Origin of the sequence: Caballeronia glebae (genome assembly GCF_001545035.1) — a bacterium.
Taxonomy (GTDB): Bacteria; Pseudomonadota; Gammaproteobacteria; order Burkholderiales; family Burkholderiaceae; genus Caballeronia; species Caballeronia glebae.
Genome location: NZ_FCOJ02000174.1, coordinates 1 through 1,076, shown reverse-complemented (window position 1 = coordinate 1,076; position 1,076 = coordinate 1). Strand labels below are relative to the sequence as shown.

Below are 1,076 nucleotides of genomic sequence, written 5' to 3'. Positions count from 1 at the left end.
ACGGCTTCCCGCAACTCGTTCACGCTGTTCTTGAGCCACTGGTTCTCGGCCTTCAGATCGGCGATCTCGGCCTTCGCAACTGCCGCCGCCTGTGCCAGGCCATCGGCCTGAGCGTTCACGATCTGCAGCTGATTCATCGCTGCGGTCACGTCGAGCTGCTTGCCCTCGGCACGCTCCTGCTTGTCAGTGGAAACGAGCATTCCAGCACCGGCGCGAAGGGCTCCGTGGCCGTCGCTTCGAAGCTCATAGCCCGCCCCTCGTTGCTTCAAATCGGAATCAACGAGGTGGCCCAGATTGAGCTGCGACTTGCCCGAATGCTCGGTGCTGAGTTTGATGCCTTCTTCACCCGCCCAGTCTTCCATTCTGAGCTTGTTGTTGCTCTGCGTCCGAATGACATTACGCGACAACCATCTGCGATCGTTCGTGATGTGATCGACCGCCTGACTGTTATGATGGAAACCCAGTAGTTCGGGCTTATCCGGATCGCCATCTCGAAATCCGACCACCACCTCCGTGTTGTCCACCGCCGGAAAGTGGAAGCCGGTCTGCAACGCCCCCGCGAACGGCTTGGCCAGACGCAGCGGCACGCTCTCGCCACCCTTCGGCCAATCTTCGAAGTCCACGTCGAAGCGAATTGTGTAACATCCGGCGGCCGTCAAATATGCATATTTATATTTATCGGGACTTGTCACCCGTCCGCTGAGCGTCCCCGCGATTTTTGGCCACTTCGATTCGTCGATTTTCAGACGGAAGCGCCGGTTAGCGGGAATCGCCTTGAACGTGTTGCTATAGGCCTTGTCCCGCGCGCCCCTGTGCGTGACTTCGATCGCCACCAGCCCGTCTTCCGCATCTGGCAACGCGGTATCGGTGTGGAACACCCTTCCGCAGCGCAGCTCCTGCACATTGCTCTGACCTTCGAAGACCACCTGCCAGCAGATCGCTTCCTCGTGATAGAGCTGCGCCTTGCGCTGGCCTTCGGCTTGGTCAAGATGCGCAGTCCCATAAAAGTAGGGCTTGCCGTAAGTGGTCGGGTCTTGCGGCGCGATGTTTTCTTCGGCTCTGAAACGCTCCCAAGC

General features: G+C 59.1%; 1 protein-coding gene. It reads right to left on the bottom strand.

Going from position 1 to position 1,076, the window contains the following annotated elements:
* A partial coding sequence (locus AWB82_RS36670) for a type VI secretion system Vgr family protein (protein ID WP_200818296.1) occupies nt 1-1,076 on the bottom strand: 1,076 nt, incomplete at both ends.